The sequence below is a fragment of the Ruegeria sediminis genome (genome assembly GCF_005938215.1).
Lineage (GTDB): Bacteria > Pseudomonadota > Alphaproteobacteria > Rhodobacterales > Rhodobacteraceae > Ruegeria > Ruegeria sediminis.
In genome coordinates this window covers 103,210-125,901 of sequence record NZ_VCPD01000003.1, presented here as the reverse complement: position 1 = coordinate 125,901, position 22,692 = coordinate 103,210, and the positions used below count along the sequence as shown (strand labels likewise).

The 22,692-nt window shown below is 66.3% G+C and carries 21 protein-coding genes; 16 read left to right on the top strand and 5 right to left on the bottom strand.

Translation table 11 applies throughout. The features are described 5' to 3' along the window. Positions 1-34: 34 nt before the first annotated feature. From fabA to FGK63_RS09100, 4 genes are read left to right on the top strand one after another with little or no spacing between them, the layout of a single operon-like run. A complete protein-coding gene (gene fabA / locus FGK63_RS09115; RefSeq protein ID WP_138841405.1) occupies positions 35-544 on the top strand; it encodes a bifunctional 3-hydroxydecanoyl-ACP dehydratase/trans-2-decenoyl-ACP isomerase in 510 nt (169 codons plus the stop codon). Positions 545-591: 47 nt separating this feature from the next. After that, positions 592-1,821 carry a beta-ketoacyl-ACP synthase I gene (fabB, locus tag FGK63_RS09110; protein WP_138841403.1) on the top strand — a complete coding sequence of 410 codons (1,230 nt, stop codon included), beginning with the start codon at positions 592-594 and terminating at the stop codon, positions 1,819-1,821. A 5-nt stretch (positions 1,822-1,826) separates the two neighbouring features. After that, on the top strand, positions 1,827-2,618 hold the full coding sequence (locus tag FGK63_RS09105; RefSeq protein ID WP_138841401.1) for an enoyl-ACP reductase FabI: 792 nt from the start codon (positions 1,827-1,829) through the stop codon (positions 2,616-2,618). Positions 2,619-2,676: 58 nt separating this feature from the next. Then, positions 2,677-2,901 carry a hypothetical protein gene (locus FGK63_RS09100; protein ID WP_138841400.1) on the top strand — a complete coding sequence of 75 codons (225 nt, stop codon included), beginning with the start codon at positions 2,677-2,679 and terminating at the stop codon, positions 2,899-2,901. Between the two features lie 57 nt (positions 2,902-2,958). Here FGK63_RS09100 and FGK63_RS09095 read toward each other — a convergent pair whose 3' ends face one another. Continuing rightward, positions 2,959-3,387, bottom strand: a complete 429-nt coding sequence (locus FGK63_RS09095; protein WP_138841398.1) for an FKBP-type peptidyl-prolyl cis-trans isomerase — start codon at positions 3,385-3,387, stop codon at positions 2,959-2,961. A 124-nt stretch (positions 3,388-3,511) separates the two neighbouring features. On the opposite strand from FGK63_RS09095, the gene FGK63_RS09090 reads away from it, so the two are divergent. From FGK63_RS09090 to FGK63_RS09045, 10 genes are all read left to right on the top strand, one after another. Beyond that, positions 3,512-4,198 carry a haloacid dehalogenase type II gene (locus tag FGK63_RS09090; protein ID WP_138841396.1) on the top strand — a complete coding sequence of 229 codons (687 nt, stop codon included), beginning with the start codon at positions 3,512-3,514 and terminating at the stop codon, positions 4,196-4,198. Next, entirely contained in the window at positions 4,198-5,025 is an 828-nt protein-coding gene (locus tag FGK63_RS09085; RefSeq protein WP_138841394.1) for an alpha/beta fold hydrolase, read from the top strand. The genes FGK63_RS09090 and FGK63_RS09085 overlap by 1 nt, the downstream gene beginning before the upstream one ends. After that, positions 5,022-5,996, top strand: a complete 975-nt coding sequence (locus FGK63_RS09080; protein ID WP_138841392.1) for a threonine ammonia-lyase — start codon at positions 5,022-5,024, stop codon at positions 5,994-5,996. The genes FGK63_RS09085 and FGK63_RS09080 overlap by 4 nt, the downstream gene beginning before the upstream one ends. Positions 5,997-6,117: 121 nt before the next feature. Next, complete coding sequence (gene pcaD / locus FGK63_RS09075; protein WP_138841390.1) at positions 6,118-6,912, top strand: 3-oxoadipate enol-lactonase; 795 nt, start codon at positions 6,118-6,120, stop codon at positions 6,910-6,912. A gap of 7 nt (positions 6,913-6,919) precedes the next feature. Next, entirely contained in the window at positions 6,920-7,633 is a 714-nt protein-coding gene (locus FGK63_RS09070; protein ID WP_138841388.1) for an alpha/beta fold hydrolase, read from the top strand. Beyond that, on the top strand, positions 7,633-8,970 hold the full coding sequence (locus tag FGK63_RS09065) for a class-II fumarase/aspartase family protein (RefSeq protein ID WP_138841386.1): 1,338 nt from the start codon (positions 7,633-7,635) through the stop codon (positions 8,968-8,970). Before FGK63_RS09070 ends, FGK63_RS09065 begins: the two co-directional genes overlap by 1 nt. A gap of 69 nt (positions 8,971-9,039) precedes the next feature. Beyond that, complete coding sequence (locus tag FGK63_RS09060) at positions 9,040-10,239, top strand: TCR/Tet family MFS transporter (RefSeq protein ID WP_138841384.1); 1,200 nt, start codon at positions 9,040-9,042, stop codon at positions 10,237-10,239. Positions 10,240-10,321: 82 nt separating this feature from the next. Next, positions 10,322-11,428 (top strand): Zn-dependent alcohol dehydrogenase, encoded by a 1,107-nt coding sequence (locus FGK63_RS09055; RefSeq protein ID WP_138841382.1) that lies wholly within the window; start codon positions 10,322-10,324, stop codon positions 11,426-11,428. A 21-nt stretch (positions 11,429-11,449) separates the two neighbouring features. Beyond that, positions 11,450-12,682 carry a mandelate racemase/muconate lactonizing enzyme family protein gene (locus tag FGK63_RS09050; RefSeq protein WP_138841380.1) on the top strand — a complete coding sequence of 411 codons (1,233 nt, stop codon included), beginning with the start codon at positions 11,450-11,452 and terminating at the stop codon, positions 12,680-12,682. 112 nt (positions 12,683-12,794) lie between these two features. Continuing rightward, positions 12,795-13,082 (top strand): ArsR/SmtB family transcription factor, encoded by a 288-nt coding sequence (locus tag FGK63_RS09045; protein ID WP_138842296.1) that lies wholly within the window; start codon positions 12,795-12,797, stop codon positions 13,080-13,082. Positions 13,083-13,088: 6 nt separating this feature from the next. On the opposite strand, the gene FGK63_RS09040 is transcribed toward FGK63_RS09045, so the two are convergent. After that, complete coding sequence (locus FGK63_RS09040) at positions 13,089-16,085, bottom strand: cyclic nucleotide-binding domain-containing protein (RefSeq protein ID WP_138841378.1); 2,997 nt, start codon at positions 16,083-16,085, stop codon at positions 13,089-13,091. A 215-nt stretch (positions 16,086-16,300) separates the two neighbouring features. Between FGK63_RS09040 and FGK63_RS09035 the strand changes: the two genes are divergently transcribed. Beyond that, complete coding sequence (locus FGK63_RS09035; protein WP_138841376.1) at positions 16,301-16,690, top strand: DUF3307 domain-containing protein; 390 nt, start codon at positions 16,301-16,303, stop codon at positions 16,688-16,690. A 13-nt stretch (positions 16,691-16,703) separates the two neighbouring features. On the opposite strand, the gene FGK63_RS09030 is transcribed toward FGK63_RS09035, so the two are convergent. Next, on the bottom strand, positions 16,704-17,162 hold the full coding sequence (locus FGK63_RS09030; RefSeq protein ID WP_138842294.1) for an Lrp/AsnC family transcriptional regulator: 459 nt from the start codon (positions 17,160-17,162) through the stop codon (positions 16,704-16,706). A 146-nt stretch (positions 17,163-17,308) separates the two neighbouring features. On the opposite strand from FGK63_RS09030, the gene FGK63_RS09025 reads away from it, so the two are divergent. After that, positions 17,309-20,716: an indolepyruvate ferredoxin oxidoreductase family protein gene (locus FGK63_RS09025; protein ID WP_138841374.1), complete on the top strand. Its 3,408-nt coding sequence runs from the start codon at positions 17,309-17,311 to the stop codon at positions 20,714-20,716. Here the strand turns inward: FGK63_RS09025 and FGK63_RS09020 are convergent. Both FGK63_RS09020 and FGK63_RS09015 read right to left on the bottom strand, forming a co-directional pair. Next, on the bottom strand, positions 20,713-22,017 hold the full coding sequence (locus tag FGK63_RS09020; RefSeq protein WP_138841372.1) for an NAD(P)/FAD-dependent oxidoreductase: 1,305 nt from the start codon (positions 22,015-22,017) through the stop codon (positions 20,713-20,715). The two genes, FGK63_RS09025 and FGK63_RS09020, sit on opposite strands and share 4 nt — an antisense overlap. Next, entirely contained in the window at positions 22,014-22,688 is a 675-nt protein-coding gene (locus FGK63_RS09015; protein WP_138841370.1) for a TetR/AcrR family transcriptional regulator, read from the bottom strand. The genes FGK63_RS09020 and FGK63_RS09015 overlap by 4 nt, the downstream gene beginning before the upstream one ends. Between the last annotated feature and the right edge of the window lie 4 nt (positions 22,689-22,692).

Sequence of the window (22,692 nt, the reverse complement as noted above, 5' to 3'; positions counted from 1 at the left end):
ATGACGAACGGACCCCTGGCAGGAGAGGCGCAGAATGGCCCAATTCCCTAGCAGCTTTGACAAGGACGATCTGCTGAAATGCGCCCGCGGAGAGCTTTTCGGCCCCGGCAACGCGCAGCTGCCAGCGCCGCCGATGCTGATGATAGACCGGATCACCGAGGTTTCGGCCGATGGCGGCGCCCACGGCAAGGGCCACATCGTCGCGGAATTCGATATCAAGCCCGACCTGTGGTTCTTCGAATGCCACTTTCCGGGCAATCCGATCATGCCGGGCTGCCTGGGGCTTGACGGGCTCTGGCAGCTGACCGGCTTCAACCTGGGCTGGCGCGGCTGGCAGGGGCGCGGCTATGCCCTGGGCGTCGGCGAGGTCAAGCTGACCGGAATGGTCCGCCCGGACCGCAGGATGCTGACCTATCACGTGGACTTCACCAAGGCCGTTCAGACGCGCCGCCTGACCATGGGTGTGGCGGATGGCCGGGTCGAAGCCGACGGAGAAGTGATCTATCAAGTCAAGGACATGAAGGTTGCATTGTCGGAAAGCTGATCCCAGCTGACGGGCAGGCAACAGGAACGGAACACAGGAGTACGCTTATGCGTCGCGTCGTCGTCACCGGTCTGGGGGTGGTGTCCTCCATCGGGAACAATGCGGAAGAGGTCCTTGCTTCGCTGAAGGCGGGGAAATCCGGCATCGAGGCCAATGAACAGATGGTCGAACACGGGTTCCGCAGCCAGGTGGCCGGCAACCTGAAGATCGACGTGGCCGAGCATGTGGACAAGCGCACCCTGCGCTTCATGGGGCCGGGCGCGGCCTATGCCCATATCGCCATGAGCCAGGCCATCGCCGATTCCGGCCTGACCGAGGACCAGGTGGTCAACCCGCGCACCGGGCTGGTGGCCGGATCGGGCGGCCCATCGACCAGCGCCATGCTGACGGCGCATCAGACGGTGCTGAAAAGCGGCGCGACCAAGCGGATCGGCCCCTTCGCGGTGCCGAAGTGCATGTGCTCGACCATCTCGGCCAACCTTGCGACCGCCTTCAAGATCAAGGGCATCAACTATTCGATCACCTCGGCCTGCTCGACCTCGCTGCACTGCATCGGCAATGCGGCGGAGCAGATCATGATGGGCAAGCAGGACGTGATGTTCGCCGGCGGCGGCGAAGAGCTGGACTGGACGCTGTCCTGCCTGTTCGACGCGATGGGGGCGATGTCCTCGAAATACAACGACGCGCCCGAGAAAGCCTCGCGCGCCTTCGATCAGGACCGCGACGGGTTCGTGATCTCGGGCGGCGGCGGCATCGTGGTCCTGGAGGATCTGGAGCACGCCAAGGCCCGCGGCGCCAAGATCTATGCCGAAGTCACCGGCTTTGCCGCCACCTCGGACGGGCACGACATGGTCGCGCCGTCGGGCGAAGGCGGCGAGCGGGCGATGCGGCTGGCGCTGTCCACGCTGCCCGAGGGGCGCAGGGTGTCCTACATCAACGCGCATGGCACCTCGACGCCGGTCGGCGATGTCGGCGAGGTCGAGGCGGTCCGCCGGATCTTCGGCGAAGGCAAGGTGCCGCCGATCTCGTCCACGAAATCGATGACAGGCCACGCGCAGGGCGCGGCCGGCGCGCTCGAGGCGATCTTCTGCCTGCTGATGCTGCACCACGACTTCATCACGCCTTCGATCAATGTCGATACGCTTGCCGAAGGCATCCTGCCCGGGGAAGTGGCGACCGAAGTCGTTGAAAATGCAGGACTCGACAGCGTCATGACCAACAGCTTCGGCTTTGGCGGCACGAACGGGTCGATGGTCCTTTCCAAGTATCACGGGTGAAAGAAATGTCAGAACTTCTAAAAGGCAAGCGCGGCCTGATCATGGGCGTGGCCAATGACCGCTCCATCGCGTGGGGCATCGCCACCGCCATGCACCAGGCCGGGGCCGAACTGGCATTCACCTATCAGGGCGAGGCTTTCGGCAAGCGCCTGGAGCCGCTGGCACAGAGCATCGGCAGCGATTTCATGGTGGACGCGGACGTCACCGACGACGCCTCGCTCGACCGCGCCTTTGGCGAACTGGCGGCGCGCTGGCCCACCATCGACTTCGTGGTGCATGCGATCGCCTATTCGGACAAGTCCGAACTGACGGGCCGGTTCCTGAACACGACGCGCGCGAATTTCAAGCATTCGATGGACATCTCGGCCTATTCCTTCATAGAGGTGGCCCGCCGCGCCTACCCGCTGATGAAGGACAATGGCGGCACGCTGCTGACGCTGACCTACCAGGGATCGAACCGGGTGGTGCCGAACTACAACGTGATGGGCGTGGCCAAGGCGGCGCTGGAATCCGCGACCCGGTATCTGGCCAACGATCTGGGGCCCGACGGCATCCGCGTCAACGCGATCTCACCCGGGCCGATGCGGACGCTGGCCGGGGCAGCCATCGGCGGCGCGCGCAAGACCTACAAGTTCTGCGACCAGAACGCGCCCCTGCGCGCGAATGCCACGCTCGAGGCGGTGGGCGGCACGGCCGTCTACCTGGCTTCGGACGCGGGCGCCTGCACCTCGGGCGAGATCATCCGGGTCGACGGCGGTTTCCACGTTCTGGGAATGCCGCAACCCGATTTCATGTGACCGCATTTTTCCCTGCCCCTGCCAAGATTTGACCACAGTCTGGGAGCAGGAAATCAGCATGAGCAAAGTCGATCTGATCCTCAGCGCGGCCGCGCAGCGTGGCAAGGCGAAACAGGCGCGGGAACGGGCCTCGGTCCAGCCGAAGGACGCCCTGCGCCTGGCCCTGTTGGGCCTCTGCATGTTCGTGGCGGGTTTGGTGCTGCTGTCGCAGCCACAGGTCATCGACTGGCTGGATGGCGCCTTCCAGGCCGCCAGCAGCCAGGTGCTGGCCGCCACCAACTGATCACACATGCGAGGGGCGCGGGAAGTGCCCCTCGGGAATTTCCGAACCTGCCGCCGGTCAGTTGATCGAGACGATCTCGATGTCGAAGATCAGGTCCTGCCCCGCCAGCGGATGATTGGCGTCCAGCGTCACGGTGGCTTCGTCCACCTCGACCACGGTCACCGGCAGGGCTTGCCCTTCCGGCGTCTGCATCTGCAGCTGCGTGCCCAGATCCAGCGGGATGTCGTCGGGAATGCCTTCGCGCGGAATGGCCTGCCGCATGGCCGGATTGATCGGGCCATAGGCTTCGGTGCAGGGCACTTCGACGCGCTTTTTCTCGCCCACCGTCATGCCCGGCATCGCGGCGTCGAGCCCGGCGATGATCTGCCCCGAACCGACGATGAATTCCAGCGGATCGCGCCCTTCGGAGCTGTCGAAAGTCTGGCCGCCCTGCAAAGTGCCGGTGTAGTGAATGCGAACCGTGTCGCCTTGCTTGATTTCGGTCATAGGATCTCCGGTCCGTTGCGATTGAGTTGAACGGCCCAACCTAAAGGCTGAGGTCCCGTTGTAAACCCCGGCCTTCCCCCTCGTGCCCGACTGTGCAAATCTGCGCCGGATCAGGGAGGACATCATGCCCATCACCGCCTGCGTTTTCGATGCCTACGGCACCCTTTTCGACGTTGCCGCCGCCGCGCGGCAGGCTGCAAGCGAGCCCGCGCACGCCGAGTTGCGCGACAAATGGCCGGAACTGGCCAACCACTGGCGCCTGAAGCAGCTGCAATACACCTGGCTGCGGGCCATTGCCGACGCGCATACGGATTTCTGGGAAGTGACCCAGAACGGGCTGGATTGGGCGCTCGAGGCGACTGGGCTGGACGGCAACGCCGCGCTGCGCCAGCGGTTGCTGGATCTCTACTGGGAATTGCAGGCCTATCCGGAAGTGCCCGCGATGCTGCGCGCCCTCAAGGACGCGGGAAAGCAGACGGCGATCCTGTCGAACGGCTCGCCGGCGATGCTTGACGGCGCGGTGCAGTCGGCCGGTATCGGCGATGTTCTGGACGACGTGCTGTCGGTCGAGAGCGTCGGCATCTTCAAACCCGACGCCCGCGTCTACGAACTTGTGCTCAAACGGTTCGGCTGCGCGAAGGACGAGGTTCTGTTCGTCAGCTCCAACGGCTGGGACGCTGCCGGCGCCAGCGGTTACGGTTTCGTCACCGCCTGGGTCAACAGGGCGGGAGAGCCGATGGACCGCTTGCCGTGGCGACCGGCGCATGTACTGTCCGATCTGACCACGATTCCAGAACTGGCAGGAGGCTGATGCCTTACTTCACCACTTCCGACGACCGGCGCATCTATTTCGAGGACACGGGCGAAGGGCAGCCGCTGCTGTGCCTGGCCGGGCTGACGCGGTGCAGCCGGGATTTCTCGTTCCTCGCGCCGCACGTGACCGACCTGCGCATGATCGCGATGGATTACCGGGGCCGGGGCCGGTCGGATTACGACCCGGATTTCATGAACTACAACGTGCCGCGTGAATCCCGCGACGCGATCGAACTGCTGGACCATCTCGGGCTCGCGCAGGTGACGGTTCTGGGAACGTCGCGGGGCGGGCTGATCGCCATGGCGCTTGCCGCCACCCATCCCGAGCGGCTGTCCGGCGTGATCCTGAACGACGTGGGCCCGGTGATCGAACCCGTCGGCATCGCGCGGATCATGGATTACCTGGGCAGGAAACCGGCATCCAGAACCCACGATCAGGCCGCGCGCGTCCTGAAGGAGGCCATGGAGCCGCAGTTTCCCGGCGTGCCGCTGGACGTCTGGCGCAAGCAGGCGGAAATCCAGTACGAGGCGACGCCGGACGGCCTGGCGCTGCGCTACGACGACGCGCTGCACAAGGCGCTGCTGGAACAGTCGGCGACCGGCGCGATCCCGGACATGTGGCTGTTCTACGAGGCGCTGAAGGACATTCCGACCGGCGCGATCCGCGGCGCCAATTCCGACATCCTGAGCGCGGAGACGCTGGCCGAGATGCACCGGCGGCACCCGGGACTGATCTCGGCCGAAGTGCCCGACCGCGGCCACGCCCCGTTTCTGGACGAAGCCGAATCCCTTGCCATCATCCGCCGCATTCTGGAGACTTCATGAGCAGCCTTGAAATGATCGAAGCCGCCGCCACGCGGCTGAAGGGCCATGCCCGGCGCACGCCCCTGCTCGGCTCGCCGTTCCTGGACGAGATCGCCGGGCGTCGGGTTCTGGTCAAGCCGGAATGCCTGCAGCACACCGGCAGCTTCAAGTTTCGCGGTGCCTGGTCGGCGATCTCGGCTCTGGACCCGGAGACGCGGCGACGCGGCGTGATCGCCTTTTCCTCGGGCAACCACGCGCAGGGCGTGGCGATGGCCGCAACGGGACACGGGATCGCGTCGGTGATCGTCATGCCTTCGGACGCGCCGCAGCTCAAGATCGACAACACCCGCGCGCTGGGGGCCGAGGTGGTCCTGTACGACCGGGCCACCGAAAGCCGCGAGGAGATCGGCGAGGCGCTGGCGTCCGAGCGGGGCTTGACCCTGATCAGACCCTATGACGAGCCGCAGGTGATCGCCGGCCAGGGAACCACGGGGCTGGAGATCGCCGAACAGGCCGCCGAACTGGGCATTCACCGGGCCGATGTGCTGGTGTGCTGCGGCGGCGGCGGCCTGACCTCGGGGATTGCGCTGGCACTGGAAGGCCACGCGCCCGGCCTGCGCGCCCGGCCCTGCGAGCCCGAGGGGTTCGACGACACCAAGCGGTCGCTGATTTCCGGCCGGATCGAGCGGAACCCGTCGATCTCGGGCAATATCTGCGACGCCATCCTGACGCCGCAGCCGGGCGAGATCACCTTTCCGATCCTGCAACGCCTGTGCGGCCCGGGGCTGAGCGTCAGCGAAGATGAAGCGTTGCACACGATGGCTTTGGCCTTCCTGCGGCTCAAGATCGTTCTGGAACCGGGCGGCGCGGTTGCGCTGGCCTCGGCCCTGTTCCGGCAGGACGAGATTGCGGGCGATGCGGTCATCGTGGTCGCGTCAGGCGGCAACGTGGACCCGGACCTGTTTGCCTCGGCCCTGAAACATCTCCGGTGACCACACGCCAGCACCGGACTCGGGGCGGGTTCGGACAAGTCCCGGTGGAACGCGCGAGGATCGTGTCTTATACCGTCCGAAACCCCTGAACCCTAGTTTGCACGACGACAGGATGAGCGCCATGCAGATCGCCGACCTTGGAGATGTCCAGCTTCACTACCGGATCGACGGTGATCCCGACGGTGCGCCGGTCGTTTTCGCCAACTCGCTGGGCACCGACCTGCGCCTGTGGGACGCAGTGCTGCCGCTGCTGCCCGCCGGTCTGAAACTCATCCGCTATGACAAGCGCGGGCACGGGCTGTCCTCGCAGCCGCCCGCCCCCTATTCCATGGGCGCGCTGGTGCGCGACGCCGAGGCCCTGCTGGACCGGCTGGAGATCCGCGACTGCGTGTTCGTCGGGCTGTCCATCGGCGGCATGATCGCGCAGGGGCTTGCGGTCAAGCGCATGGACCAGATCCGCGCCCTGGTCCTGTCGAACACCGCCGCCAAGATCGGCACGCCGGAAATGTGGAACGAGCGCATTGAGGCGGTCCGCGCGGGCGGGATCGAGGCGCTGGCGGACAGCATCATGGAGCGGTGGTTCTCGAAGGATTTCCGCGCCACGCCGGAATTGGCGCTGTGGCGCAACATGCTGGTCCGGCAGCCGGCCGACGGCTACGCGGGATGCTCGGCCGCGATCTCGGGCACCGATTTCTACACGCCCACCAGCGGGCTGCGCCTGCCGACGCTGGGCATCGCGGGCAGCGAGGACGGATCCACCCCGCCGGACCTGGTGCGCGAGACCGTGGACCTGATCCCCGGCTCGCGGTTCGAACTGATCCGCAAGGCGGGACATCTGCCCTGCGTGGAGAAACCGGCGGAATACGCGGCGGTCCTGACGCAGTTCCTGCGGGACGTCGGGCACGTCCGGGGATAGGTGCGGAATGGCTGATTTTCTTCTGGTTCACGGGTCGTGCCACGGCGCCTGGTGCTGGCGCGACCTGATCCCCGAACTTGCGGCGCTCGGCCACGGCGCGCGCGCCATCGACATGCCGAGCCACGGCGAGGACAGGACGCCGGTCGCGGATGTCACGCTGGACAGCTGCCGGGACGCCATTCTGGCGGCCTCGACCCCGGAAACGGTCGTCGTCGGCCATTCCTGGGGCGGTTACCCGATCAGCGCCGCCGCCGAGGCCGCGCCGGACGCGATGCGCGGCCTGATCTACCTGTGCGCCTACGTCCCGATCTCGGGCCTGTCCATCGCGCAGATGCGCAAACGCGCCGCGCGCCAGCCATTGGTGGGCGCGATCCGCAAGGCGCCGGACGGGCTGTCCTACACGGTCGACCCCGAGCAGGCCCCGGCCCTGTTCTATCACGACTGCCCTGCCGAAGCCGTCGCATACGCGATGCCGCGCCTCTGCCCGCAGGCGATCGGGCCGCAGGACACGCCGCTGCACCTGACGGAACGCTATGCCCGCGTGCCGCGCGCCTATATCCGCACCACCGACGACCGGACCGTTCCGCCGGAGTACCAGGCCGAGATGAGCCGGGGGTTCCCTAGCGACGCCCTGTACGAGATCGACAGTTCGCATTCTCCGTTCTTCTCGCACCCGCAACGGCTGGCACGGCTGCTGGCACAGACCGAAAGGCAGTTCTGATGACCGGTTCCGTATTCGACAGTGCGCTGTTTTCGCGGCTTTTTCCCACCGGCGAGATGGGGCGGCTGTTCACCGACAGCGCCGAACTGCGCGCCATGCTTCTGGTCGAGGGGATGCTGGCCAAGGTGCAGGGCGATCAGGGGATCATCCCGCCGGAAAGCGCGCAGGCCATCGCACACGCGGCGATGGAGGTGCAGCTTGATCCCGGCGCGCTGGCGCAGGCCACGGGCGAAAACGGCGTCAGCGTTCCGGCGCTGGTCGCGGCCTTCCGGGCCGAGATGCAGGCGCCGGAACACGCGGCCTACGTGCATTGGGGTGCGACATCGCAGGACATCATCGACACCGGGCTGATGCTGCGGCTGCGGCAGGCGCTGGGGCTGGCGGAAAAGGACCTGTCGGCCATTCTGGCCGGACTGGCGGAACTGGCCGAAACCCATGCCGCGCTGCCCATGGCCGCGCGCACCTATGGCCAGCACGCGACGCCCACCAGCTTTGGCGCGGTGGTGGCCGGCTGGGGAATGCCGCTGCTGGGGTTGCTGGACGAGCTGCCGGAGTTGCGCCGGACCTGCCTTCTGGTCTCGCTGTCCGGCGCGGCGGGGACCAGCGGCGCGCTGGGGCCGAAGGCGGCGGATACGCGCAGGGAGCTGGCCCAACTGCTCAACCTGCAGGATCCCGGGCGCAGCTGGCACACCGACCGGACGCCGGTTCTGCGCCTGTGCGACTGGTTCACGAGGGTCACGCTGGCCCTTGGCAAACTGGGCGAGGACGCGGTGCAAATGACCCAGACCGGGATCGGAGAGATCAGCCTTGGCGGCAGCGGCGCGTCCTCGACGATGCCGCAGAAACAGAACCCGGTCGCGCCGTCGGTGCTGGTGGCGCTGGCGCGGCAGCAGGCCGGCCTGTTCGGCAACCTGCAGGGCGCGGCGCTGCAGCGGCACCAGCGCGACGGGGCCGCCTGGTTCACCGAATGGATGTGCCTGCCGCAGATCGTGCTGGGGGCCGGGGCCGCCTGCCGGACCGCCATGGGGCTGGTTCAGGGGATTGCGCCCAATCCCGATGCCATGCGCGCGGCGCTGGAGCAGAACGGCGGCATGATCCACGCCGAGGCGCTGAGTTTCGCGCTGGCGCAACACATGCCGCGGCCAAAGGCGCAGGCAACCACCAAGGCGCTCTGCCGGGAGGCGGCCGAGACGGGCGTGCCGCTGCGCGAGGTCGTGGCCCGCGCCTGGCCGCAGATCGACTGCGAGCGCCTGTTCGATCCGGCCGAGCAGCTTGGCCTGGCGCCCGACGAGGCGCGGCGTTTCGCCCGACAGGTGACGGGACGTCCCGCCGGGTGACGCCACCGGCGGCCCTTCCCCGCCCTGCCCTGCGCCGCTAGGCTTTGCGCCAAACCGGGACCCGACCGAATGCGCCTGCCCTATCTCTTCGTTCTGAGCACGGTGATGATCGACGCCATGGGCATCGGTCTGATCATGCCGATCATGCCGAGCCTCATCGTCGAGGTTCAAGGCGGGTCGCTGGCCGATGCGGCGATCTGGGGCGGCGTTCTCAGCACCGCCTTCGCGGCGATGCAGTTCCTGTTCGGACCGGTTCTGGGCAACCTGTCGGACGCCTTCGGCCGCCGACCGGTCCTGCTGGTGTCGCTGTTCGTGATGGTTCTGGACTACGTGGTCATGGCCTTGGCGGGCACGATCTGGCTGCTTCTGCTGGGGCGCATCGTCGGCGGCATCACGGCGGCCACCCATTCCACCGCCGCCGCCTTCATGGCGGATGTCTCGAAGCCGCATGAGAAGGCCGCGAATTTCGGCCTGATCGGCGCGGCCTTCGGCGTCGGCTTCGTGCTGGGGCCGCTGATGGGCGGGCTGTTGGGCGAATACGGCACCCGCGCGCCGTTCTGGGCGGCGGCGATCCTGGCCGGGCTGAACTTCGTCGCGGGTCTTCTGGTGATGACCGAGACGGTGACGGAGGCGACCCGCAGGCCGTTCCAGTGGCGTCAGGCGCATCCGTTCGGCGCGTTCCGCGCGATCGGCATCCTGCCCGGCATCCGGCCGCTTCTGTGGGTCTATTTCCTCTATTCGGTCGCGATCTACGTCTATCCCGCGATCTGGTCCTACTTCACGCAGGAGCGGTTCGGCTGGTCGCCGCAGATCATCGGCATCTCGCTTGGCATATACGGCATCGGGATGGCGGCGGTGCAGGGCGGCCTGATCCGGCCCGCGACCCGGCATCTGGGCGAGCGCGGAACCGTCATCTGGGGACAGGTCTTCGACATCGTGGGCTTCGGCATCCTTGCCTTTCTGACCAACGGGATCATCGCGCTGATGCTGATCCCCGTCACCGCGCTGGGCGCCGTCGTCACGCCGGCGCTGCAGGCGATGATGTCGAGGGCGGTTCCCGATTCCCGGCAGGGAGAGCTGCAGGGCGTGCTGGCCGCGATCCACGCGCTGTCGATGATCATCTCGCCGCTCGGCATGACGGCGGTGTTTGCATGGTTCGCCCGCGAGGACGCGCCGGTCTACCTGCCCGGCGCGCCGTTTCTGGTGGCGCTGGTGCTGATGCTGGTCGGGTTCGCGATCTTTCTGCGCGGACCCCGTGCCGTGACGTAAGAACGACACGCGTGTGACGTTTTCCGCCTTGCGAGCGATCTGTCGTCGCGCCACCGTGGCCGCCAAGCAAGGGGAGGAAACCATGCAAACCATCAAGGCGGCCGTGTGCCGGGAATTCAACAAGCCGCTGGTCATCGAAGAGGTTCAGATCGCGCCTCCGGGCATGGGCGAGGTCGAGGTGACGCTGGATGCGGTGGCGATCTGCCATTCCGACATCACCTATGCCAGCGGGGCATGGGGCGGTTTCCTTCCGGCGGTTTACGGCCACGAGGCGGCGGGGGTGATCTCGGCGGTGGGCGACGCGGCTGGGGATTTCAAGGTCGGCGACTCGGTCGTCGTCACCCTGATCCGCGCCTGCGGCTCGTGCCCGTCCTGCGCCGGAGGCAAGCCGACGATCTGCGAAACCCCCTATGACACGGTCAAGGGGCCGCTGCGCACCGCCGATGGCGGGCCGCTGGAACAGGCAATGGCCTGCGGCGCCTTTGCGGAAAAGGTGGTCGTCAGCCATCGCCAGATCGTGAAGATCCCAGACACCATGGCCAAGGACGTGGCGAGCCTGCTGTCCTGCGGCGTGATCACCGGCGTCGGCGCGGCGGTCAACGCGGCGGGCCTGCGCCCGGGACAGGACGTGGTGGTGATCGGCGCGGGCGGCGTCGGGCTGAACGCGATCCAGGGCGCGCGGCTGGCCGGGGCGCGCCGCATCGTGGCGGTGGACATGACCGAGGAAAAGCTGGAGATCGCCAAGGAGTTCGGCGCCACCCACGGCGTGCTTGCGACGGCGAAAGAGCCGTGGAAGGCGTCCTACAAGGCGCTTGGCGGGCGCGGCGCCGATGCGGTGCTGATCACCGTCGGCGCCATCCCGGCCTACGAGCAGGCGCCGCGATACCTGGGCCGCGGCGGCAAGGCGATCATGATCGGCATGCCCCATTCCGGCGCGCAGGCGAGCTATGAGCCGGTGATACTGGCCGCCATCGGCCAGGGGCTGATCGGGTCCAAGATGGGCGACGTGGTGATCCAGCGCGACATCCCGTGGATGATCGACCTTTACCAGCAGGGCCGCCTGAAACTGGACGAGCTGATCTCGGGCCGCTGGACGCTGGAGCAGATCAACGAGGCGATCGAGGACACCAAGACCGGCAGCGCCAAGCGCAACGTGATCCTGTTCGATCGCGGCGCGGCGGCCGGGTGATCGCGGAACGGAGGACTACGGATGAAACTGCAGGATCTCGACATCATCGTCACCGCGCCGCCCGCACCGGGCTGGGGCGGGCGCTACTGGATACTGGTCAAGGTGACGACAGATACCGGCATCACCGGCTGGGGCGAATGTTATGCCTCGTCGGTGGGACCGGAAGCGATGAAACATGTGATCCGCGACGTGTTCGAGCGGCACATGGCGGGCGAGAACCCCGAGAACATCGAGCTGATGTTCCGCCGCGCCTATTCCAGCGGCTTCACCCAGCGACCCGACCTGACGGTCATGGGCGCGTTTTCCGGGCTTGAGATCGCCTGCTGGGACATTCTGGGCAAGGACCGCGGCCGCCCGGTTCATGCGCTGATCGGCGGGCGGATGAATGACCGCATCCGCGCCTACACCTACCTCTACCCGCTGCCGCAGCACAACCTGAACGACTTCTGGACCTCGGCCGAGCAGGCCGGGGAATGCGCGGCCGAGATGGTCCGGCAGGGCTATACGGCGGTCAAGTTCGACCCCGCCGGCCCCTACACGATCCGCGGCGGCCACATGCCGGCGATGACCGACATCTCGCTCTCGGTCGCTTTCTGCAAGGCGATCCGCGAGGCGGTGGGCGACAAGGCCGACCTGCTGTTCGGCACGCACGGCCAGTTCAACACCGCCGGCGCCATCCGGCTGGGCCAGGCGCTGGAGCCCTACTCGCCCCTCTGGTTCGAGGAGCCCACGCCGCCCGACATGATCGAGGACATGGCCCGCGTCGCCCGCAACGTCCGCATCCCCGTCGCCACCGGCGAACGGATGACCACCAAGGCCGAGTTCGGGGCGGTCCTGCGCGCCGGTGCGGCGGAAATCCTGCAGCCCGCGCTGGGCCGCGCCGGCGGCATCTGGGAGATGAAGAAGGTCGCCGCGATGGCCGAGGTGTTCAACGCCCAGATGGCGCCGCATCTCTATGCCGGACCGGTCGAATGGACCGCCAACATCCATCTGGCGGCGTCGATCCCGAACATCCTGCTGCTGGAAAGCATCGAAACCCAGTTCCACGACCAGCTCATCAAGGGGTCGATCCGGGTCGAGGGCGGGTTCGTCACCCCGCCGGACGCCCCCGGCCTGGGCATCGAGGTGGACGAGGAGCTGGCCCGCGCGCATCCCTACACCGGCGACGGGCTGCATCTGCAGATGCAGGAAGCGCCCTGCGACTACGTGAACGGAAACGCTTTCCAGGGGGGCGCACCGGCACGGGAGGGGTGACATCACAGGCGGATCTGGGGCATATTTGTACCTACCCTGAGTTGCAAACGAGTGAACCGTGACGAGTCAACCGACTGTTTTCCAATCATTGTCGCCCGCCACCGCCGACGACATGAAGCGCAGCGCCTGCGAGGCCGCGGCCTTTCTCAAGACGCTTGCGCATGAAGGCCGGCTGATGATCCTGTGCCATCTCGGCGGCGGAGAAAAATCGGTCGGAGAACTGGAAAGCCTGCTGGACATGCGGCAGGCGGCGGTCAGCCAGATGCTGGCGCGGCTGCGCGAGGAAGGGCTGGTCAGCACCCGGCGCGAGGGCAAGACGATCTACTATTCGCTGACCGACGGAAGGGCCGCCGAAGTGATCGAGTTGCTGTACCGGCAGTTCTGCAGCCCGGAAATGTGACCGGCGTCAGTTCGACACGTAGCCCGCGACGACCTGCAGCAGCTTGAACGCCGTCGCGGCGTCGTTTTCCACCACCGCCAGGAATTCCTCTTCGCCGATGCGCAGGCAGGTCAGGTCGGTTTCGGCGATCATGCTCAGCGCCCTCGGTTCCTTGCGGATCAGGCCCAGCTCGCCCACCAGCGTGCCCGGCCCGACTCGGGCCACCAGTTGGTCCTCTTCGTCCTCCTTGGGCAGGTACAGCCCGGCCTCGCCCTCGATGATCATGTAGGCGCCGTCGGTCGGCTGATCGTCCTTGAGGAACACCACCTCGCCCGCCTTGGCGTTGTACCAACGCGCGCCGAAGGCCAGGAGCCGCAGCTGCCGCCGGTCCAACCCCGAAAACAGCGGCGTCTGTTCCAGCGACCGCAACTTGCGTGCCAGGTCGGCCGAGGCGGCGCTGTCTTCCTCGAATTCCATGGGAGCCTCCTCGCTCACGATCCTGCCCTGCCGGATCTCGATGTGCAAATCGAAGGCCTCGGGGGCCTGGAACTGATCGTTTATGTAGATCACCGTGGTGTCCGGCAGCAATTCGCGCAGGTTCTTGTAGACCGCGACCTGGGTCTTCATGTCGAAGCTGGCGAGCGCGGAATCCAGGATCAGGATGTCGGGCTTCTTGATCGTCGCGCGGGTGAAGGACAGGGGTTCCGCGAAGACGGCGGGCAGGTTCTGGCCGCCCAGCGCGACCGGCACGTCGTAGATCAGTTCGACCACGTAGGGACGCGCGCCCTGTTCCGACAGGATGTTGACAATGAGCTTGCGCAATTCGTCGGTGCGGGCGCCGCCGACCTGGCTGACCTTGCCGAAAAGCGCGTTTTCGAGAACCGTCAGCCCGGGCGCGAAATCGCCGGGCTCAAGCGGCGCGAAGACATCGTGCAGGCTTTCCAGCAGCTTCTTGGAATGGCTGTGGCGCAGTTCGAGTATCCGGCACTTGAGCTGGGCGGAGAAGGCCGGCCCGATCTGTTCGGCCGAAATCACGAAGGGCACGGCCAGGAAGCTGGCCAGTTCGGTGTCGTCCAGCGCGGAAGCGCCCTCGCTGCGGGTCTTCTCGACCAGTTCGACGGCTGTCTCGTAGGTCTTGGCCTCGAGTCCCAGCTTACGGAACAGCGGGTGATCGGTGCCGTCCAGGCCGAAGATCTGCCGCAGCATGTCGATCACGTCGCGGGTCAGGCCAACCAAAGTCTCGTCCAGCCCCAGTTCCCGCAACTGCGCCAGAAACACGGTCTGCTTCGCCAGCAGCTCCTGCGTCACCGGCACGCGCGGCGTGGCGAAGAGCAGGTTTTCCGCCACCGGCAGCGCGGGGTTGTAGGTGTCCCAGTCGAAGATGTAGGCCTGCTTGTCGAGACCGGCCTTGCGCACCTCGTCCTGCACCAGCGGGCGCAGTTCGACCAGCTTGGCGGCCAGTTGCGGATACTTGTCGGCGTCGAAGACCTGATCCGCGCCGCGCCGCAACAGCGCGGCCCCCGAGCCCATGCCCTCGATCAGGCGCAGCCACCAGTTGCGCAACTCCGACACGTCCTCGAAGCCGGCGAGCGAAGGGTCGAGCCATTCGGCGTGGAACGGGTCGGAACTGTTGCCCGCGCGCAGGGTCTCGTGGAAGAACGGGTCGTCGGGCGGCTCTTGCAACGGCTTGTAGCGCATCGGCATCATCACGTTGTCGCCCAGGGTGCCCTGGAACATCACGGGGCGCGAGCTTGCATAGCCGATCCGCGAGGCAAGGACGGCCTGATGCACGCCGGACAGGTCGGTTTCCCCGATCCTCACCTTGCCGGCACTGGGCAGAACCTCGCGCCGCAGCAGGTCGGCAATGGCGCGGCGGTCTTCCTCGCTGGGGGCGGAAATGCCGATCATGCCGCCGCCGGGCAGCGTGATGTCGAGATCGTCAAGCACATGGTTGCCGTCGGCGTCGCGCACCGAGACGTGGTCCAGCACGATGTCGCCGTTCAGGCGCGGGCGTTCCTTGGGCTCGCCCTCGAACAGCGCATCGTCGATCATGCCGGGCGGCGCGAAGCGTTCGATCACCACGTCCCACCGCAGCGACATGTCCTGCGTCTGGTTGTAATAGGCGAGCAGTTCCTTCCACGGCGAGCTGAGATCCTTGTAAGCCGCCAGCGCCGCCACCAAGGCCCCCAGCGAAACCTGTCCGCGCAGCACCAGAAAGCCGCCGACCGAATAGAACAGGAAGGGCGTCAGCTGCGAGATGAAGTTGTTGAGGAACTTCATGAAGAACTTTTTCTGGTAGATGTCGAAGCGGATGTCGAACAGCCGGCCCAGCTGATGCGACACCATCGCGCTGCGATAGCGCCAGCCGGCATTGCCGCGCAGCGTCGATGCCCCGGCCGCGTTCTCGCCGATCTGGGCCGCCAGGACCCGCACCTCTTGAATGCGCTTCTTGTTGAGCAGGTTGATCTGGCGCTGCAGTTTCGGGATCAGCCACGCCTGCAGCGGAATCAGCGCCACCGCCGCCAACCCGAACCAGACGCTTTGCAGAAACAGGAAGGACAGGATCGTCAGCATCTGCCCGGCCTGCAGCACCGGCTGGCTCAGCGCGTCGCCCATCAGCCCGCCCATCGGTTCGCTTTCGGCGGTCACCATCGAGACCAGCTCGCCCTGGCTGACCCGTTCGAAATAGGGCTGCGGAAACCGCAGGATGCGGCTGATCAGCTGGTAGCGGAACCGGCGCAGCATCCTTTCGCTGAGGACGCCCTTCATCGTGTTGATGCGCATCTTCATCAGCCCGTGCGCGAGCACGGCCAGAAGGAAGGCGAAGCAGAGGATCATCAGGAAGGTGGTCCGGTCGAGCGAATAGCCCAGAACCTCGACGGTCGCGCTGGTGGCGCCGATCGCGTCGTTGATGATCCGCTTGGGCAGTTCCAGCGTCAGGTACAGCAGCGGAAACAGCGTCGACGTCACCGCCAGCAGGATCAGTTGATCGCGTTTCGAGTATTTCCAGATGAAGCGGAAAATCGTGCGTTCGATAGGACCGGCCCCTAATGATTAACCTTGTTGAACCATCCTGCATTTCCGCCACGGATCTTCGCGGTATTCAGGTTATCGCATCCGTGTCGCGCGAGGCAAATGGAATCCCCGTGTGCGGTTCTTCGCGCTGTGTGACCAAGTTCATTTGCGCCAAGCGAAATATCCCCCTAGTCTGAACCCAGGACGATATCGGGAGGAACGCCTTGCCTGCACCGCTTGGCACCGTATTTCTGTTGCTCTGCCTGTTGCAGATCAAGCATATGTTTGCCGATTACTACTTGCAGACCCCCAAGATGTTGGCGGGCCGCGGCGAGTATTTCCACGTTGGCCGGGCGCAGCACGCCGGCGTGCACGTGATCGGATCGGCCCTCGTCTTCCTGATCGTCGGAACGCCGCTGCTGTTCATCCTGGTGATCGGCGTGCTGGAATGGGTGATCCATTTCAACATCGATTTCGCCAAGGCCCACTATTCCGACAAGAAGCAGTTGCAGCCCAATCAGGCCGCCTTCTGGCGGGCGGCGGGGCTGGACCAGCTGCTGCACAACCTGACCTACATCGCCATGGCCTGGGCCTGGCTCGTATTCGCGCAATAGGCGGGCGCGGCTTTCAGAGTTCGACGGGGCGGTTGCGCTTGATCGTCCGCAGCACGACGTTTGTCTGGGCGCTGGCGACGGCGGGCAGCCGGAACAGGAACCCTTCGAGAAACCGGTTGTAGGCGGTCAGGTCGGCGCAGAGCACGCGCAGGTGGTAATCCGCCTGCCCCGTCGTCGCGTAGCATTCCTGTACCTCGGCGCAGTTCTCGACGGCTCGAATGAACTCGACGATCCCGTCCGGGTCATGGCGGGTCAGGTGGACATGCACGATCGCCTGGAATTGCAGGCCCATCGCCGAGGGGCTGACCACCGCGCCGTACCTTTCGATCACCCCCGCCTCTTCCAGGCTGCGCACCCGCCGCCAGAGCGCCGACGGAGACATGCCGACCGCCTCGGCCAGATCGGCGTTCGAGATTCGGCTGTCCTGCTGCAGCAGGGTCAGGATGCGGCGGTCGCGTGCGTCCAGCTGGATGGTACCGGTCAAGATTTCCCTCCGACGGTCTGATTCTGGTCATTTTCACCACGAACGTGCTGCGCCGCAACCCAAATTGGATCCATTTTCCAAACTGGCCGGTTTAAAGTTCCGCTTCAGACGCGCGCACGAAAAGGATTGACCAGATGACCCGCCATTCCTCCGAGTTCAAGACCTACCAGTTGGAGGATCGCTACCTTCTCGACCAGGGCCGGGTGTTCCTGACCGGAACGCAGGCGCTTGCCCGGATCATGATGGACCAGGCCCGCCGCGACCGCGAGGCCGGGCTGAACACCGCGGGCTTCGTCTCGGGCTATCGCGGCTCGCCGCTGGGCGGTCTGGACCTGGAGTTGTGGCGGGCGCGGGAGCGGCTGAAGGAGGACCGGATCACCTTCATGCCCGCGGTGAACGAGGACCTCGGCGCGACCGCCGTGCTGGGCGCGCAGCAGGCCTCGCTGGACCCGCATTGCGAGGTCGAGGGCGTGTTTTCGATGTGGTACGGCAAGGGGCCGGGGGTGGACCGCTCGGGCGATGCGCTGAAACATGGCAACGCCTATGGCTCGGCGCCGAAGGGCGGCGTTCTGGTGGTTGCGGGCGACGACCACGGTTGCGTCAGCTCGTCCATGCCGCACCAGTCGGACGTGGCCTTCATGACGTGGTTCATGCCGACGCTGAACCCGGCCTCGGTCGAGGAATACCTGGAATTCGGCGAATACGGCTTTGCGCTGTCGCGCTTTTCCGGCACCTGGGTCGGGTTCAAGGCGATTTCGGAAACCGTCGAAAGCGCGCGTTCGGTCGATCTGCGCCCGGACCGCCCCTTCACCCTGCCCGAGATCGACCTGCCTGCTGGCGGGTTGCACGTGCGGTCGGCCGACCTGCCCTCGCCCGAGATCGAGACCCGCATCCAGCACAAGCTGCGCGCCGTGCGCGCCTTTGCCGAGGCCAACCCGATCGACCGGCGCATCTACGGCATCGACAAGGCCAAGTTCGGTTTCGTCACCACCGGCAAGGGCCACCTGGACCTGATGGAGGCGCTGCGCCTGCTGGGTCTGGACGAGGCCAAGTGCCGCGAGCTGGGCATCGACATCTACAAGGTCGGCATGGTCTGGCCGCTGGCCCGCCGCAACGCGCTGCGCTTCGTGCGCGGCAAGGCCGAGGTGCTGGTCGTCGAGGAAAAGCGCGGCATCATCGAAAGCCAGTTCAAGGAATATTTCTACGACTGGCCCGGCGACAAGCCGCACAAGATGGTCGGCAAATACGACAGCCACGGCGAGCCGCTGATCCCGTGGACCGGCGAACTCAGCCCGCTGATGCTGGCCCCGATCGTGGCGGCGCGGCTGGACAAGTTCTTCCCCGAGGAAGGTCTGCCCGCCAAAGCCAAGGCTTTGACCGATCACCCGCCGCAGCTGATCAACGTGCCCGGCGCGACGCGGACCCCCTATTTCTGCTCGGGCTGCCCGCACAACACCTCGACCAAGGTGCCCGAAGGCTCGATGGCGGCCAGCGGCATCGGCTGTCACGTCATGGCGTCGTGGATGGACCGGCAGACGGTCGGATATGCCCAGATGGGCGGCGAGGGCGTGCCGCATGTGGTGGCGTCGAAATTCAACGGCGGCAAGCACATCTTCCAGAATCTCGGAGAGGGAACCTGGTACCATTCCGGCTCGCTGGCGATCCGGCAGGCCGTCGCCGCCGGCACCAACATCACCTACAAGATCCTCTACAACGACGCCGTGGCGATGACCGGGGGTCAGCCGGTGGACGGGCCGATCAGCGTCTCGGGCATCGCCCAGACCTGCCGCGCCGAGGGGGTCGAGCGGATCGCCGTCGTCTCGGACGACATCTCGAAGTTTCATCATGCGGATTTCCCATCGCAGACCTCGTTCCACGATCGGGCGGAACTGGACGCGGTGCAGCGGGAGATGCGCGAGATCCCGGGCGTCACCGTCCTGATCTATGAACAGACCTGCGCCACGGAAAAGCGCCGCCGCCGCAAGCGCGGCACGATGATGGACCCCAAGCGGTTCGTCTGGATCAACGATCTGGTCTGCGAAGGCTGCGGCGACTGCTCGGTCGAGTCGAACTGCCTGAGCGTCGAGCCGCGCGAGACGCCGTTCGGACGCAAGCGCAAGATCAACCTGTCCACCTGCAACAAGGACTATTCCTGCCTGAACGGCTTTTGCCCCAGCTTCGTCACCGTCGAGGGCGCCACCCGGCGCAAGCGCGCGGTCAAGCTGAACCTGGACACGCTCGAGGCCGGCCTGCCGACCCCGGAGCAGCCGTCGCTGGCCGAGCCGTTCGACCTGCTGGTCACCGGCGTGGGCGGCACCGGCGTCGTCACCGTCGGCGCGCTGATCACCATGGCGGCGCATCTCGAGGGCAAGGGGTCCTCGGTTCTGGATTTCACCGGCTTCGCGCAGAAATTCGGCACCGTTCTCAGCTACATCCGCCTTGGCACCGCGCCCGAGGCGCTGTACCAGGTGCGGATCGATCAGGGCGCGGCGGATGCGGTGATCGGTTGCGACGTGGTGGTCAGCTCGGCGCCCAAGGCCTCGGCCCACTACCGAAAGGGCACGCAGGTCGTGTTGAACCGCGCCGAGATGCCGACCGGCGATCTGGTGCTGCGCCGCGACGCGCAGCTGAAGGTCGATGAGCGCGAAGAGGCCATCGCACGCGCCGTAGGCCGCGAGAACGTGACCGGCTTCGATGCGAACGCCGCCGCCGAGGCGCTGATGGGCGACGCCGTGTTCGCCAATGTCATGATGCTGGGCTATGCTTGGCAGAAAGGGCTGGTGCCGGTGTCCGACGCGGCCCTGGGGCAGGCGATCCTGCTCAACGGAGTCGCGGTCGAGAAGAACCGGCTGGCCTTCGCCATCGGCCGCTGCATGGCCGCCGACCCGGCGCGGTTGGACGGGTACAGGGACCCGCGGCCGGAAGCGGAAACGCTGGACCAGATGATCGCCCGGCGCGCCGAATTCCTGACCGGGTATCAGGACGCGGCCTATGCCCGGCGCTACACCGACCGCATCGCCGCCTTCCGCGCCGCCCTGCCGGACGCGCCCGAAGATCTGGTCCGCACCGCAGCGCGCAACCTGTTCAAGCTGATGGCCTACAAGGACGAGTTCGAGGTGGCACGCCTGATGACCGGCGACGCCTTTGCCAAGGAGCTGGCGGAGCAGTTCGAAGGCGACTTCCGGATCAAGTACCACATGGCGCCGCCGGTCCTGAACTGGCGCAAGGATGCCCGCGGCCGTCCGGCCAAACGCGCCTTCGGAGCATGGCTGCGGCCCGTGCTGGGCAATCTGGCCCGGTTCCGGTCGATGCGCGGTTCGGCCCTGAACCCGTTCGGATATCACGGCGAGGCACGGATGCACCGCCAAACCCTTGCCTGGTACGAGGCGCTGCTGGACCGCGCGCAGCAGGAGTTCACCGCCGACAGTCAGGAAAAATGGCTGGCCGCTCTTGCCGCTGCGAACGAGATCCGCGGCTATGGCCCGGTTCGGGAAGAGGCCGTGAAAAAGACCCGCGCGAGCGTGGAAAAGGCCCTGTCCTAACCCAGGACCGAGAAGCTGCTTTCCTCGTTGACGGGCCGTTTGCGGGAATAGAAGCCCGCGTCGATGGTGCGCCCGATATAGGGCAGGTCGAATTGCAGGGGCCGGGCGTCGTGATCGGCCCCGCCCTCGCAATAGGCCACCAGCGCGGCCATCAGCTTGCCGGCGATGGGCGCGTTCTTGTACTGGTTGCCGCTAGTGCCGCAGGCCATGTAGAACCCCGGCAGGCTGGACTTGTCGTAGATCGGGATCCAGTCGGTCGAGGCGTCGTAAAGGTCGACGACGCCACGCATTCTGGACGGGATGCCCAGGGACGGCACCCGTTGCGCATAGCGCATCGCCTGCGTCGTCCACTGGTCGGTGAAGTCGCGGTCGTAGTGCATGTCGTCCTCGCACCATTGATGCGGGTCGCATTCGGGGTCTTCCGAGCCGATCAGGATGTGGTTGCCGTGCTCGGGCCGGCAATAGCAGGCGATGTCGCTGTCCGAGACGATGGTGCCCAGCGTCTCGAAATCGAAGCCTTCGGGCGCGGGGACATGCACCACCTCTTGCCGCAGCGGGCGGGTTTCGATGGTCATGTCGTCCAGCACCCCGGCCATGCGGTTGATGATCGATGATCCCGGCCCCGCCACGTTGATGACCACCAGCGCACGGATCTCCTCGCCCGAGGCCAGCTTCACGCCCTGCACGCGGCCATCGGCCTGCAGTATTTCGACAACCTCGGCCCCGGTCCGGACCGCGGCGCCATGCCGTTTCGCGGCGTCCAGCAGGTTCTGCGCCGACAGCGCCGGATCGGTGACGTATCCGGCCTGCGGCCAGAAGACCGCGCCTCCCATCCGCCTGCCGTTCGGCTTGCCGAAATCAGGATCGTCGAGGCGTTTCGCCGGGGCGAAACTGTCGAGCGCGTAGATCGGCAGGCGGTCCTGAACCTGTTCGGCGGACCATTCCTCGTACGGGCAGTTCAACTCGGCGCTGTATTTCATGTGTTTTTCGAGATGCCCGTTCGCCTCGGTCTTCATGACCAGGCAGCCGGTCTGGCGGAACTGCGCCAGATCCGCGTCCTTGGGCAGCCCCAGGTAATCGGCCCAGTCGTGCCAGTAGTGATAGCCCTCCCAAGCGAAGGCGGTGCCGTCGAAGGTGGAATAGTGCATCCGGATGATCGCGCAGGACCCGGCGGTCGAGCCGTGGCCCACCTGCGCGTTCCGGTCCAGCGACAGGGTCTTCCATCCCGCCTTGGCCATTTCAAAGGCGATGGCGGCACCGATCACGCCGGTCCCGATGATGATTGCGTCCGGATTGCTCATGTCGCCTCTCCTTCCCAGAACCGTCTGGCGTAGGCGCTGAATTCCTCGATCTCTTCGGCGCGCGCCTCGACGCCGGTGAAAACCAGCAGGTAATAGGGCAGCAGCTTGAGCCGGAACTTCACCGGCTCGTTCAGCTGCGCCAGATCGTACCCGATCTGCATGTAATACAGCACGCGGGCGCGGGTCACCGCCTCGACCTCCTCGTAGCCGTAGCGCATGAACATGGCCTGCAGCGCCTCGAGGCGGTGGGCGTCGGACTGGTCCAGCATCCGCCGCACCTTGCCGGACCGGCGCGCCCAGTCGCGCACCGCGAAATCCAGCGCGGTGTCGAAGAGGCCGGAATTGACCACGCAGCGATGCACGTTGCAGACCGCCGCGGTGATCGTGTCCGCCGGCGTCTCGGCCTGCGCGATCAGCGCGGCGGTGTTGGTCGCCTGCCAGCGCGCCAGCAGCGCATCGAGCAGTTCCTGGCGCGACTTGAAGTACCAGTAGAAGGACGAGCGCGACACCGCCATGCGTTCGGCCAGGTTCAGCACCTTGACCTGCTCGACCCCGTCCGAGATCAGCACGTCCATCGCCACGTTCAGCCAATCGTCGCGGGTGACCTTGACGTTGCCCACCAGGGGTTCTGCATCCGGGTCGTCGCGGTGAAGGATGGGTTTGGTGCTCACGCGT